Annotated in this window: 16 protein-coding genes; 12 read left to right on the top strand and 4 right to left on the bottom strand. The window is 27.8% G+C overall.

The window, feature by feature from the left end; genetic code table 11:
- Window positions 1–6 precede the first annotated feature (6 nt).
- The 4 genes from thiI to ACA134_RS08350 all read left to right on the top strand — a co-directional run bounded on the left by thiI (window position 7) and on the right by ACA134_RS08350 (window position 4,389).
- Window positions 7–1,152: a tRNA uracil 4-sulfurtransferase ThiI gene (thiI, locus tag ACA134_RS08335; protein WP_409199952.1), complete on the top strand. Its 1,146-nt coding sequence runs from the start codon at window positions 7–9 to the stop codon at window positions 1,150–1,152.
- Window positions 1,153–1,323: 171 nt separating this feature from the next.
- Window positions 1,324–2,430, top strand: a complete 1,107-nt coding sequence (gene fbp, locus ACA134_RS08340) for a fructose-1,6-bisphosphate aldolase/phosphatase (protein WP_409199953.1) — start codon at window positions 1,324–1,326, stop codon at window positions 2,428–2,430.
- Window positions 2,431–2,551: 121 nt separating this feature from the next.
- Entirely contained in the window at window positions 2,552–3,676 is a 1,125-nt protein-coding gene (locus ACA134_RS08345; RefSeq protein ID WP_409199954.1) for an ABC transporter permease, read from the top strand.
- Window positions 3,677–3,687: 11 nt separating this feature from the next.
- Window positions 3,688–4,389: an ABC transporter ATP-binding protein gene (locus ACA134_RS08350; RefSeq protein WP_409199955.1), complete on the top strand. Its 702-nt coding sequence runs from the start codon at window positions 3,688–3,690 to the stop codon at window positions 4,387–4,389.
- Here ACA134_RS08350 and ACA134_RS08355 read toward each other — a convergent pair.
- On the bottom strand, window positions 4,386–4,637 hold the full coding sequence (locus ACA134_RS08355; protein ID WP_409199956.1) for a DUF357 domain-containing protein: 252 nt from the start codon (window positions 4,635–4,637) through the stop codon (window positions 4,386–4,388). The genes ACA134_RS08350 and ACA134_RS08355 overlap by 4 nt on opposite strands.
- A 9-nt stretch (window positions 4,638–4,646) precedes the next feature.
- Entirely contained in the window at window positions 4,647–5,213 is a 567-nt protein-coding gene (pgsA, locus tag ACA134_RS08360) for an archaetidylinositol phosphate synthase (RefSeq protein ID WP_409199957.1), read from the bottom strand.
- Window positions 5,214–5,250: 37 nt separating this feature from the next.
- Between pgsA and ACA134_RS08365 the strand changes: the two genes are divergently transcribed.
- The 3 genes from ACA134_RS08365 (at window position 5,251) to ACA134_RS08375 (ending at window position 7,906) form a co-directional block, all read left to right on the top strand.
- A complete protein-coding gene (locus ACA134_RS08365) occupies window positions 5,251–5,835 on the top strand; it encodes an L-threonylcarbamoyladenylate synthase (protein ID WP_409199958.1) in 585 nt (194 codons plus the stop codon).
- Between the two features lie 76 nt (window positions 5,836–5,911).
- Window positions 5,912–6,616, top strand: coding sequence for a DNA repair and recombination protein RadB (radB, locus tag ACA134_RS08370; RefSeq protein ID WP_409199959.1), 705 nt, complete (start codon window positions 5,912–5,914; stop codon window positions 6,614–6,616).
- A gap of 108 nt (window positions 6,617–6,724) precedes the next feature.
- The gene (locus ACA134_RS08375) at window positions 6,725–7,906 is read left to right on the top strand and encodes a pyridoxal phosphate-dependent aminotransferase (protein ID WP_409199960.1); all 1,182 of its coding nucleotides are present in this window, start codon (window positions 6,725–6,727) and stop codon (window positions 7,904–7,906) included.
- Between the two features lie 201 nt (window positions 7,907–8,107).
- Here ACA134_RS08375 and ACA134_RS08380 read toward each other — a convergent pair whose 3' ends face one another.
- Complete coding sequence (locus ACA134_RS08380) at window positions 8,108–9,889, bottom strand: ribosome biogenesis/translation initiation ATPase RLI (RefSeq protein ID WP_409199961.1); 1,782 nt, start codon at window positions 9,887–9,889, stop codon at window positions 8,108–8,110.
- Between the two features lie 108 nt (window positions 9,890–9,997).
- Between ACA134_RS08380 and pth2 the strand changes: the two genes are divergently transcribed.
- From pth2 to ACA134_RS08405, 5 genes are all read left to right on the top strand, one after another.
- Window positions 9,998–10,336, top strand: a complete 339-nt coding sequence (pth2, locus tag ACA134_RS08385; protein ID WP_409199962.1) for a peptidyl-tRNA hydrolase Pth2 — start codon at window positions 9,998–10,000, stop codon at window positions 10,334–10,336.
- 67 nt (window positions 10,337–10,403) lie between these two features.
- Window positions 10,404–11,060 (top strand): delta 1-pyrroline-5-carboxylate synthetase, encoded by a 657-nt coding sequence (locus ACA134_RS08390; protein ID WP_409201097.1) that lies wholly within the window; start codon window positions 10,404–10,406, stop codon window positions 11,058–11,060.
- Window positions 11,061–11,222: a zinc finger domain-containing protein gene (locus ACA134_RS08395; protein ID WP_409199963.1), complete on the top strand. Its 162-nt coding sequence runs from the start codon at window positions 11,061–11,063 to the stop codon at window positions 11,220–11,222.
- A gap of 21 nt (window positions 11,223–11,243) precedes the next feature.
- Window positions 11,244–11,513: an elongation factor 1-beta gene (locus tag ACA134_RS08400; protein WP_409199964.1), complete on the top strand. Its 270-nt coding sequence runs from the start codon at window positions 11,244–11,246 to the stop codon at window positions 11,511–11,513.
- A gap of 109 nt (window positions 11,514–11,622) precedes the next feature.
- Window positions 11,623–12,873 (top strand): tripartite tricarboxylate transporter permease, encoded by a 1,251-nt coding sequence (locus ACA134_RS08405; protein WP_409199965.1) that lies wholly within the window; start codon window positions 11,623–11,625, stop codon window positions 12,871–12,873.
- Here ACA134_RS08405 and ACA134_RS08410 read toward each other — a convergent pair.
- Window positions 12,866–13,876, bottom strand: coding sequence for a 50S ribosomal protein L11 methyltransferase (locus ACA134_RS08410; protein ID WP_409199966.1), 1,011 nt, complete (start codon window positions 13,874–13,876; stop codon window positions 12,866–12,868). The two genes, ACA134_RS08405 and ACA134_RS08410, sit on opposite strands and share 8 nt — an antisense overlap.
- Window positions 13,877–13,897: the final 21 nt, after the last annotated feature.

Consider the following 13,897-nt stretch of genomic DNA (forward strand, 5'->3'; position numbering starts at 1 on the left):
ATAAATTTGGAACATGAACTTATAATAGCTCGTTATGGAGAAATAGGTCTTAAAAGTCCTAAAATACGTTCTAAATTTGAGCGTAAATTAGTATCAAATATAAAAGGTACAATAGATGCAGAAGTTGATAGAAATCAAGGCAGAATTTATATATTTCCTAAAGATTTTGATGATGCAGTTTCTAAATTAAATAAAGTATTTGGTATAGTGTCCTATTCACCTGCAGTAATTTGTGAGACAAATTTTGAAGATATTGATAATACACTTGCAAAATATGTAGATGAACTTGAAAGTATGAATTTAATGAATCCTAAAACACGTTTTGCTATTCGTTGTAGAAGAGTAGGAAAACATGATTTTTCCTCTCAAGAATTAGCTGCATATTGTGGAGGAGTTGTAGTTAGAAAATTATCTTGTCCAGTTGATTTAACAAATCCTGAATTTACAATATATGTTGAAGTAAGAGATAATGAGACATATATATTTCATGAGAAGATTGATGGACCTGGAGGATTACCTCTTGGAACTCAGGGAAAAGTTATTTCATTATTATCAAGTGGTATAGATTCTCCAGTAGCTACTTATTTAATGATGAAAAGAGGTTGTGAAGTTGTAGGTCTTCATTTTGAAAATATTCCATATACAACAGAAAAATCTCTTGAACAATTTGAAACATTAGTTAAAGAATTAGAAACATATTCATCAGGTCAAAAAATTGAAACACAAATTGTAAAATATGGAGATTACCTAAAAAAATGTAAAGAAGATGCACCTGAGAAGATGACATGTATTTTATGTAAATCAGGAATGTATAAAACAGCATCATTACTTGCAAAAGAGATTGGAGCTCAAGCTATTGTTGATGGAAGTAGTGTTGGTCAAGTTGCATCTCAAACTTTGCAAAATATTTTATCTACAAGAATTGGTGTTGAGATGCCAATATTAAGTCCTTTAATAGGATTAGATAAAAGAGAAATTGAAGATATAGCTCGTAAAATAGGAACTTTTGAAATATCTAAAGAAGATGATGGTGGATGTAGTGCTGTTCCAAAATATCCTGAAACAAAAGCAGAAATTTCAAGAGTTATAGAAGCTCAAGAAACTATGAATCAAGAAGATGAAATTAAAAAAATTTTTCATAAAATAATTTAACTTAATTTCCACCAATAAAAATTAATTTTATATATTAATAAAAGTATAAATTTAATTAATAATAATTTTTAAGTTTAATATAAATATTTAATAGATTTTACTTTAAATTTAAATTTTAATTATTTTATAAATTTAATGATTAAATAAATAACAATATAAGAGGTATAGAAAATGAAAACAACTGTCAGTGTTATTAAAGCAGATATTGGAAGTGTTTCTGGACATTGTATTGCACACCCAGAACTCATGGAAATTTGTGATGATGTATTAAACGAAGCTTTAGAATCATCAATATTAGAAGATTATTATATAACCCGTTGTGGTGATGATATAGATTTGATTATGACTCACAGAAGAGGGGAAGAAGATGAAGAAGTTCATAAAACTGCATATGATGCATTTTTAAAAGCTACTGAAAGAGCACGTGAATTAAAATTATATGGTGCAGGTCAAGATTTATTATCTGATACTTTCTCTGGTAACATCAAAGGTATGGGTCCTGGAGTTGCAGAAATGGAATTTAAAGAAAGGCCGAGTGATCCTGTAATTGTATACTGCTGTGATAAAACAGAACCAGGTGCTTTTAACTTACCTATTTACAAAATATTTGCAGATCCATTTAATACCTCTGGATTAGTTATTGATCCTAGCTTACACGATGGTTTCAAATTTGAAGTATTTGATGTAATGGAACATAAAAAAGTTATTTTAAACTGTCCTGAAGAAATGTATGACTTACTTGCACTTATTGGTTCAACTGGAAGATATGTTATTAAAAGAGTTTTCAAAAAGAACGGAGAAATAGCTGCATCAATTAGTACTGAAAGATTAAATTTAATGGCTGGAGAATACATTGGTAAAGATGATCCTGTAGCTATTGTAAGAGCTCAGTCTGGTTTTCCTGCTGGAGGAGAATGTGTAGAACCATTTGCATTTCCACATATGGTAAGTGGATGGATGAGAGGTTCTCATAACGGTCCTATGATGCCTACTTCTGAATTTGAAGCAAATCCTATTAGATTTGATGGTCCTCCTAGAGTTATTGGATTAGGTTTCCAAGTATCTGATGCTAAATTAATTGGTGTCGGTGATGGTCCTGTAGATTTATTTGATGATCCTGCATTCGATGCTACAAGAGAAGAAGCTTCAAAAATAGCTACTTATATTAGAAGACATGGTCCATTCGAACCTCACAGATTGCCATCAGAAGAAATGGAATATACTTCCCTTCCTGGTGTAATGGAAAAACTTGAGAAAAGATTCGAAGATATGGAATAATTAAAAGAAATATTTTCTTTTATTTTTTTATTTTTTTAACTTTTAAAACTTAATTATTAAGTTTTCATCAATTTTCTTTTTTAAAAAAAATTGGTATTTAATTTTTAATTTTTGTGATAATATGTCGTTTTTATCTTTAATAATAAAAAATCCTTTTAGAAGTAAAAGTAGAGCTTTACTTTCTATTATAGGAATAGGTATGGGTATAGCAACCATAGTAGCTTTAGGAGCTATTACTGATGGTTTAATAGCTAGTGCTGAAGACACCTTACATGCAGGAGGATCTGATTTTACTATTTCAAGTAAAGAACAAGATGCTTCAAATATGGCTTCATTTGGTACTGCTAGTTTTAATGAAACATGGAGAGATAAGATAGCCAATGAGACGGGAATTGAGTGGGCCGCAGGTGTTTATGTTGGAATGGCCATAACAGATGATGATCCAATTTTCATATTAATAGGCCTAGATAAGGAATATTATGATATGATTGATTTAAAAATAACAGAAGGATCAATTAATAAAAATGATAATGAAATCATCATCGGTAAAATGGCAGCAAATAGTATTAATAAAACTGTAGGTGATGAAATATCATTAAATGGTGAAAATTATAAAATTACAGGAGTTTTTGAAACAGGTAACCCTAATATGGATATGGGCGGAATAACAAGTTTAAGTACTGTTCAAGACTTGATGGATGATGAAGGCCAAATTACTTCCATTTATGTTAAAGTAGATCAAGATCAGGATGTTGATGCTATAAGTGAAAAAATAGACAAAAAATATGAAGATAATTTAACAACTGTTACATCTTTATCTGATATAGAAATGGTTGGTGAGATGGTAGATATGCTTAATGGAGCATCACTTGCTATTTCAGTTTTAGCTATTGTTATTGGAGGAGTAGGAATTATAAACACTATGCTTATGTCAGTATTTGAAAGAATTCGTGAAATTGGTGTTTTAAAAGCTGTTGGTTGGTCTAATAAAAGAATATTATTTATGATTATTGGAGAATCGATTGTTATAACAATTACCGCAGGAATAATTGGATCAGTTGTTGGAGTAATTGGGGTTGAGTTATTAACTTATTTCCAAGTAATGCCAGGAGTTCTTCCAGTTTATACAATTTGGACATTTGCAAAAGCATTTATTGTTGCATTAACCGTTGGAATTATTGGAGGAATATATCCTGCAATAAAAGCTACAAATTTACCTCCAACTGAAGCATTAAGATATGAATAGAGATGATTTAAATGAGTAATATTGTTGAAATTAAAAATTTAAAGAAAAGCTATGAAAACGGTAATATAAAAGCATTAAATGGAATAAATTTAGATATTAAAGAAGGAGAATTTGTTTCTATTATTGGTCCTTCAGGTTCAGGTAAATCAACACTATTAAATATGCTTGGTGCACTAGATATTCCAAATAGTGGAGAAATTAAAGTTGCAGGTTATGATTTATCAGATGATAAAAAATTAAATGAATTTAGAGGCAAAAAAATTGGTTTTGTCTTCCAACTTCATAATTTAATTCCTAATATTTCTGTTGCTGAGAATGTAGAAATTCCAATGTTTACACAAGATATTTCATCAAAAGAAATGAGAAAAAGATCTTTACATTTATTAGATCTTGTTGGGCTAAATGATAAAGCAAATATGCTTCCAAATAAATTATCTGGTGGAGAAAGACAAAGAGTAGCTATAGCTAGATCACTTAGTAATAATCCATCAATAATTTTAGCAGATGAACCTACAGGTTCATTAGATTCAAAAACAAGTAATAAAGTTTTAAAACTTTTAACAGATTTACATAAAAAAGAAAATGTTACTTTAATTGTTGTTACACATGATATGAATGTAGCAAAATTAGCAGATAGAGTAATAGAAGTTTTAGATGGCGAAATTTTAACAACAACTGATGATTCATTACTTGATAGTGAAATCAAAGTTTAAATTAAACCATAAATCATTCTAAGAGCATCGAGTAATCCATGGCTATATTCAATGCACCCAAATGCTGTTCTAAGTTCATTTTGATTTAAATAATACTTAGAATCATTCATATAGTCTAATGCTCTTTTATAAACTTCCATTTCTTTTTTATTAAACTCTATATTGTCTACTTCTTTTAAATTATTTTCTAATTTTTCAATATCAATAGCTATTTTTTCTTGTGTTGAATATTTATCAGTTGTTTCCATTTTAATCCCTTAATCCATCTTTTTATATGTATAATAAATTCTTTGAGCAACTGTAATATAAGATAAAATCACTAAGAAAATCATAATATACTCAAAGTATATTTGACTTGTAAAGAAAGCTACAAATGATGCAAATGCAATGAATATTAATCTTACAGCACGTTCTGCTATTCCAACATTTGCAATAACACCTTTAGATTCTGCTCTTGCTCTTACATAGCTAACTGTTAATGCTGAATGGACAAGTAAAATTCCAACAAGCCATGAACAATACCCTCCAAATACTAAACCAATAATAACTATTGCATCTGAAAATCTATCCATTGTAGAATCAAGAAATGCACCAAATTCAGAAGTTCTATTATGATATCTTGCAATTGCACCATCAATCACATCAAAAAATCCACTAAATAATATTACAACCGCGCCTAATATTAATAATCCTTCCGCGTAAAAATAAGCTGATAATAAAGCTATGAAAGGAGAAATAATTGTAATAATATTAGGATTAATGTTTAATGCCTTAGCTAAAGGATTTAAAATTTTTGTAAGTAAGGGTCTTAAAAAATCAAGCATAATTTTATTATATTTTGTTTTATATATATAATTTTTAATGAAAAAATATAAAATTAATCCTAAAAATCCTGATATGAAAATTATCAATGAAGCTATTGAAGTTTTGGCAAATGGTGGAATAGTTTTATATCCTACAGATACAGTTTATGGTTTAGGAGCTAATATTTTTAATAAAGAAGCAGTTAGAAAAATTTATAAAATAAAAAATAGATCTTATGATAAACCTTTATCCATACTTGTTCAAGACATATCTACAATTAATTTACTAGCTGAAATAGATGAGAAAACAAAAGAACACATTTCAAACTACCTTCCAGGTCCTTTCACACTTATTTTAAAAAAGAAAAGTACAATTCCAAATTATATTACAAGTCACAAAGATAATGTTGGACTACGAATTCCTGATAATAATATTGCAAGAAGTTTAGCTCAAATTTTCCCAATAACAACAACTAGTGCAAACTTATCAGATGATGAAACTTTAACAAATCCGAATGATATTTTAAAACAGTTAAATTGTGATATTGATTTAGTTTTAGATGTTGGTATCTTAGATTCTAAAACTCCTTCAAAAATTATTGATTTAACAAGTTCTAAACCTAAATTATTAAAAAGAGATTAAATCTAATCTTATAAATGTATTTTTCATAAAAAATAAAGTATCAGATATTTATATATTAAAATATAAATTTAGTATTATGAAATTATTAGCTGATTTTAAAGATAATAATAAGATTTCTACTGCCTCACCAATTGATAAAATTTTAGGTGGAGGAGTTGAAAAAGGAAATATAACACAATTTTTTGGACCTCCTGGTTCTGGTAAAACCAATATAGCTATTTCATTAGCTGTAAATACTGCCAAAAACGACAAAAAAGTAATTTATATTGATACTGAAGGTGGTCTTTCACTCGAACGAGTTAAACAAATGGCAGGCAATGATTTTGAAAAAGTAGCTAATAATATAATTGTTTTTGAACCTACAAGTTTTTCAAAACAAATTGGAGATTTAAAAGCTATTGAAGCATGGTTAATTGGAAACCATGAAGAAATAGACTTAATAGTATTAGATTCTGCTGTTGCTTTATACAGAGTAGATGATGGAAAATCTCCGATTTTAAATAAAGATTTAGGAAAACAAATGGGTCTTTTAGCCTCTTTTGCAAGAAAATATAATATAGCTATTGTGCTTACCAATCAAATCTATTCTTCCTTTGATGATGAAGGTAATGGAAATATAAAAGCTGTTGGCGGAACAATTTTACAATATTGGAGTAAAATTATTGTTCAACTTGAAAAAGGAGAAGAAGATAGTAAAAGAGTTGCCACTTTACAGCGCCATAGAAGTATTGGAGAAGGTAAAGTAGTTGAATTTAAAATTAGTAGTAATGGAATTGAATAACTTATTTAAAATGAAAATTTTATTAATAAGTTAAAATAGATATTATTATAATAAATTTATTTTTTTTAAAATTTAAGATATTATTCTTACTTTGAATTATGTGATAGAATGAATTCTAATGAAAAAGAAAACGAAAATACATTAGTTCCTGCTAAAAAATTTAAAAAAGCAGAAAAAAAAGCTCCCAAAGGCTTTGATAGTCCTAATGATTTTTTTGAATATGTTTTCAATGACAAAGAAATGATATGGATGGGTCAAAATACTAACCATTTACATGGTGATGAAATTAACGGACCTATGATTAATTGTATAAATACAAAAGAATATTGTAAATATCCTCCTCCAGAAGGTTTTTCGAAACTTAAAAAATTAGTTTTAGAAGATTTAGATCTTGAAGATTTAGATATTTTAATAACAGCAGGGGGAACTGAATCATTATACTTATGTATGGGTGATTTTCTAACAAAAGAAGATAATGTTATAACTTGTGATCCAGGTTATTTGATTATTGGTTCTTTTGCAGCTAGATTTGCAGGAGAAGTAAAATATGTTCCAATTTATAATGAAGAATGTAATTATAAATTAACTCCTGAACTTGTAAAAGAGAATATGGATGAAAATACAAAGATGATTGTTTTAATTGATCCATTAAATCCTTTAGGAAGTTCTTACAGCGAAGAAGAAATGAAAGAATTTGCAAAAATAGCTATTGAAAATGATATATATCTTTTACACGATATTACATATAGAGATTTTGCACAAAAACACTTTTTAGCTGCAAACTATGCTCCAGAAAACACATTAACAATTTACAGCTTTTCTAAAATTTATGGAATGGCAGGTTTAAGAATCGGAGGAGTTATTTCAACTAAACCGATGATTAATTCAATTAAAAATGTAGTTATAAATGATTTAGGAGTTAATGTTATAGCTCAAATTGGAGCTATTTCTGCATTAGAAACTAAAAATCAATGGTTAGATAGAATTAAAAACACAACATTCAATAATCAAAAATTAATTAAGGAAGCTGTTGATAAAATAGATGGAGTTTTCTTACCAGTTTATCCATCAAGTGGAAATATGATGGCTATTGATTTATCCAAAGTAAAAATTAATCCTAAAAAGATGTCAGAATATTTACTTGATAAGAAGATCTTTACAAGAGAAGGTAGCTATACTAGTAAATTATTTGGAGATAAATATTTACGTGTAAGCTTTTCAATACCTGAAGAAGAAGTTAAAGTGTTTTGCAAAGAATTTGAAAAAGCTGTAGAAGCTTTAAAAAATTAAATATTGTTTTTTAAGTAAAAATATGAATAGGGATTTAAACTATTCATATCAGATTTTTCTATTTCTTACTTGTTTTTTTAAGTCCACTGCATTTGTTTTATTATCTTCACCCATTATATCAATTAATTCATCGTAATTTTCTTGTTTTTTGCAGTTATTTTTATTTTTCTATTATCCATACTATCTACTCACTATAATCATTTAATTACTATCCAAATAGTAGTATTCACCCATCTCTTTTTGTTCGCGATCAAGATAGCTATTTAATTTATTTACTCTAGGACGTTTTGTTTCTTTATCTCTTCTAAATGTAATGTTTAAGTCTTTTAAAAACTTATTCATTGATGTTCTTAAATCTGTAGGCTTATTTGCATGACCATTTAATCCTGGAGTTCCTTCAAAAACCATAGCTCTATCAGAAACATAATCAATAAATAATATATCGTGATCTACAATTAAAGATGCTGCATTTTTACTTTCTATAATTTTACGAATAGTACGACCTGTAATTAACCTTTGTTCAACATCTAAAAATGCTGTAGGTTCATCAAAAAGGTAAATATCTGCTTCTTTTGATAATGTACTAGCTATTGCAAGACGTTGAAGTTCTCCACCACTTAAATCTTTAATTTGTTTTTCAAGTAATTCTTCAAGTGAAAATGGCTTCATAATTTCTGTTTTAAATAAATTAGAACCATAAGTTGGTGCATTCATATATAAAAAGTCTTCAACTCTTCCATCATAATCAGATATTATGTATTGAGGTTTATAAGCTATTTTTATATCTTCTTCAACTTCCCCACTATCTGCTTCTTCTACACCAGCTAATATTTTAGCAAAAGTTGTTTTACCAATACCATTTGATCCAAATGCAGTTACAATTTCATCATGATATATCTCACCTGCATCTGCTTTTAGGTCAAATCCTTTAAAGTGTTTTTCTAAATCAGAATAGCTAGCAAGTGCTGTTCCATCTTGTTCTTCTGTAGGAGGCCTTATTGAAAATTCAATAGCTTGTTTTCTTATTCTAACATTTTCTTCTGCTAAAAATCCATTAATATAAGAGTTTATTCCTACTCTTACCCCTTTCATTTGAGATACAACACCATATGCTCCAGGTTGACCATATAAAATATGAATATTATCAGATAATGCATCTAATGTAGCTAAATCGTGCTCAATTACTAAAACTGCTTTACCTTCTTCAGCTAAAGATCTTATAACTTTTACAGCATTTAATCTTTGATGTACATCTAACCATGAAGTTGGTTCATCAAAAAAATAGAAATCTCCTTTTCTTACAACTGATGCTGCAATAGCTACTCTTTGAAGTTCCCCACCACTTAGATTTTCCATATCTCTATCTAAAATATTTTTTAAATCTAAGTTTTCACATACATAATCAAATTTATCTTCTTCATCAATACTAGAAAGTAAATCTCCAACATTACCTTTTACTACTTTTGGAAGTTGATCTACCATTTGTGGTTTATGTACTGTTTTAATTTCTCCATTTTCTAACTCTTTAAAGTAATTTTGAAGAGCTGAGCCTCTGTAGTGTTCTATTACATTTGACCAATCATCATATTCTTCATCAAAGTTTCCAAAGTTAGGTATCAGTTCACCAGATAATATTCTCATAATAGTTGATTTACCAATACCATTTTGACCTAAAAGTCCCAAAACTGTTCCTTTTGAAAGTTGAGGTAGGGAAAATAATTCAAATTGATTTTGACCATATCTATGAATTGGTTCTCCTATTGCTTCAGGTAAGTTAATAATACTTATAGCATTAAAAGGACATCTATTGGTACAAATTCCACATCCTTGACATAATTGTTCTGATATGAGCGGTTTCTTACTATTTTCATCTATTACTATTGTATCTTCTTCCATCCTAACTCCAGGACAATATTCTATACATACATAATTACATTTCTTTGGTTGACATCTATCTTGGTCCAATATAGAAATTCTAGTCATCATATCCTCCTTTTCATTATAAATTAATAATTATTTTTATAAATATTAAAATCAATATATTAAATATGTGTTTAATTAACTTATAAAATTACTGTGGAAGTTAAACAAATGAAACAAGTTATTGTAATTAGAAAAGATTTAAAAATGTCCAAAGGAAAAATGGTTGCACAAGCATGCCATGCATCAGTAGGTGCATATAAAAAAGCAGCACCAGAAAAAATAGAAAAATGGGAAAATGAAAGCTATGCTAAAATAGCTTTGAAAATTGACACTTTAGATGAATTATTAGAATTAAGAAATAAAGCTATTTTTGAAAAAATTCCTTATTTTTTAGTAGTTGATGCTGGAAGAACCCAACTACCTACATCAACAATAACATGTTTGGGCTTAGGCCCAGATGAAGATGAAATAATTGATAAATTGACTAAGGATTTAAAGTTATTATAATTAAAGTATCATTTTAATTAATCATTATTTCAAGTAAATGATAGTTACAAATGTTGGTGAAAACATTATTGAATGGGTTATAAAAATTGGAGGAAGTTTATTTCCAAATTATGCAATCGATCTTGCAAAATCATTAAAAGGAACTAAAACATTAATCATTATTGGTGGTGGAGAATTTGCAAATCTCATACGTAAATACGATGATAATTTAGATTTTTCTTCAAAAACAAGTCATGAAACAGCTATTGATTCTATGGATATTTTAGCTAAGCTATTAAATGATAAAGTAGAATCTGCAAAATTAGCATATACTATTGAAGAAAGTCAAAAAGCTATTGATGAAGGTTTTAATCCAATTATGATTACATCTAAAATATTAAATGAAAATAATCCATTTGAACATTCTTGGGATGTAACTTCTGATTCAATTGCAGCATATTTTGCAAACTTATTAAAAGCGAAACTTTTAATAGCTACAAATGTACAAGGTATATATAACCGAAAACCTAGTGAGAAAAATTCTAAATTTATTAGTGAAATTGATGCAAAAAAACTACTAACTTTTAAAGAATCATCAATTGACTTAAAATTACCTTCTCTTTTAATTAAATTCGGTACTAATTGTTACGTTGTAAATGGAAAATATCCTGTGAGGGTTTTATCTATTATTAGTAATGATATTAATAATTATAATTTTAAATATACGAAAATTATAGGTGATTAAATGAAATCTGTAGATTGTCAATCATGTAAACAAGAAATTCCTTTAATTGAACCATATGTTCAATTCGAATGCCCAGATTGTGGGAAATTAATAGCTAGATGTGAAAAATGCCGTACTTTTGGCCACGAATACAAATGTGAATGTGGTTTTGAAGGCCCATAAATAATATTTGGAGGAATAAAAATGAGTGAAGTAGTAGCAACAATGAAAGTTATGCCTGAAAGTGTTGATGTGGATTTAGAAACATTAAAAGAAGAAATAAGATCATCAATGCCTGAAGATGCAGAATTACACAAAATTGATGAAGAACCTATTGCATTTGGATTAGTAGCATTAATCGTTATGTTCATTATTCAAGATGCTGAAGGTGGAACTGAACCTACCGAAGAAGCAATAGGAAAACTCCCAAATGTTGGAAGTGTTGAAGTAACAAACACTACCAGATTAATGTAATTATTTTTTTAAATAAATTTTTTATATTAGGATAATTTTTATATTATCCACTTAAAATTCTTTTTTTACTTAAACAAGCTTTATATAATCATTTAATCAATTAAATGATATGTTTACACTACTTATTGCATGTTTTTTAGGAATCTTATCAGGAACAATAACAGGGATGGTTCCAGGAATACATGTAAATACTGCAGGAGCAATAATTTTTGCCTCATCTACATTTCTTTTAACTATTTTTACACCAGAATTTCTATGTGTATATCTTGTAGCTATGGCAATAGCTCATGCATTAATAGAATTTGTTCCATCAATGTTACTTGGAGTGCCTGAGGAAGGAACGGCTGTTTCTATTTTACCAGGACACAGAATGGTTTTAGAAGGAAGATCTAAAGAAGCTATTAGAATTGTTTCAATTGGAGGTTATGGTGCAATACTTGTTACAATAGTTTTACTTCCAGTATTTGCAGTTTTACTTCCTTTTTTACATGAAATCTCAAAACCTATAACATGGATGATTTTACTTATAGTTTCAATTATTTTAATTTACAAACTTACAAGAACAAATAGAGATTTCATGTGGGCTTTATTTTTATTTACTATATCAGGAATTTTAGGTTATTTAATTTTTCAAACACCATTATCTTCTGGGATTTCAATGATGACAATCTTCTCAGGATTATTTGGAATCAGTACTATACTGTTTAGTTTAAATGATAGTTCTACAATGCCCCATCAAAATCAATTTTATGATATAAATTTAGATATGAATATGATTAAAAGTATAATAGCTGGTGGAACAGCAGGAGCTATTTTAGGCTTTTTACCAGGATTTGGTCCAGCACAAGGAAGTATTATAGCTCAATCTGCAAGTGGAAGTGATGATGCAGGAGATGATACAACAGGATTTCTTTTAGCAAATAGTGGTTTAAATACATCAGATACATTATTTTCCCTAATAGCTATTTATTTAATTGGAAATCCTCGTAGTGGAATAGCTGTATATATGTCATATTTAATAAGTGAATTTTCTGTCTATCACTTATTGATTTTTACATTTACATCTTTAATAGCTGTTTCATTATCTTTAGCACTTTGTTTAAAATTAGGAGATAGTTTCTCTAAGTTAATGAAAAAAATAGATTATAAAAAGTTGTCAATTTCTGTAATTTTATTAATGATAATATTAATTTATATTTTTGCAATAGTTTATAATGCTCCAATGATTTATTTAACACTAGTTTTAATTACATCAACTGCAATGGGACTTCTTCCCCATTATTTAGGAGTCGGAAAATCTCATTTAATGGGAGTTTTAATTGTTCCAGCTATTGTCATTTACTTCCAGATGTTTATATAATTAAAACATTTTTAGCTATTTTCTGAGCTTCATTTTCTAAATTACTTGAATTAACACCAGTAAAGCAATCAATTATAGCTAAATCAAATTCATCATTTTCAAATTTATTAACTAAATCTTCAAAAGCCATATTATAAACTTCAAAATTATTTCCAATAGCTATTTTATCATTATTTTCACATTTTTCAAAATTAAATCCATTAACTTTAAGGTTCTCAAGTGTCGCATTAATAGCTTCGCTGTAAATATCATTTAAAACTACTTTAGAAAAACCATACATTAAAAGAAAAATACTAATTGCTCCAACACCACAAGTTGCATCAATTACTTTTAAAGAATCATGATTTTCTTTAAACTCTTCATTATTTTCTAAATAGTTATAGAGTTTTAATAATTTTGTCTCAGTGGTAGATCCTACTTCAATATTATTAACAGACTGTTTTTTATTAATAATAATTTTATTTAATCCATTATCTGATTTAATTAAAGTATTTATAATATCAGACCTTAAATCACTACCTGCAAGTAATTCATAATTTTTAATATCAGAATCTTTTTCTAATATTCCTACTGTTTCTCTAGGATCTCCTTTTAAAACTCCTCTTACCTCAGGAATTTCATTAATTAATTTATTAGCTATTTTTTGATTAAAATCTGGATGAATTAATATTATTGAATCTTCACCCATAAACTGAGAATTATTAGGACTATAAAATACAGTAGGTAAAAGTGTTGGAGTGTTTCTCCTTAAAATTCCATTTTTAGGAGCTATTTCCTCTTCAATCATGATTTTTAATGCATGAGCCATTATAATATCTAATGGTCTTTTACCACAACTACATCTTTTATAATTATTATTTAGCTTATTCAAATCTATTTCATTTACAATAGGAGAAAATTTTTTAATAGAAATATCCTCGCAATCATCACAAGGCATTAATGATTTAATCTTCTCATTTAAATTATCTTTATTAACAATTTTATCTTGAGAATATGAATTCATAAAAATAGTTTATACTAACTT

The sequence above is a fragment of the Methanobrevibacter sp. DSM 116169 genome (genome assembly GCF_046197865.1).
In the GTDB taxonomy this organism is placed as follows: Archaea; Methanobacteriota; Methanobacteria; order Methanobacteriales; family Methanobacteriaceae; genus JAHKLT01.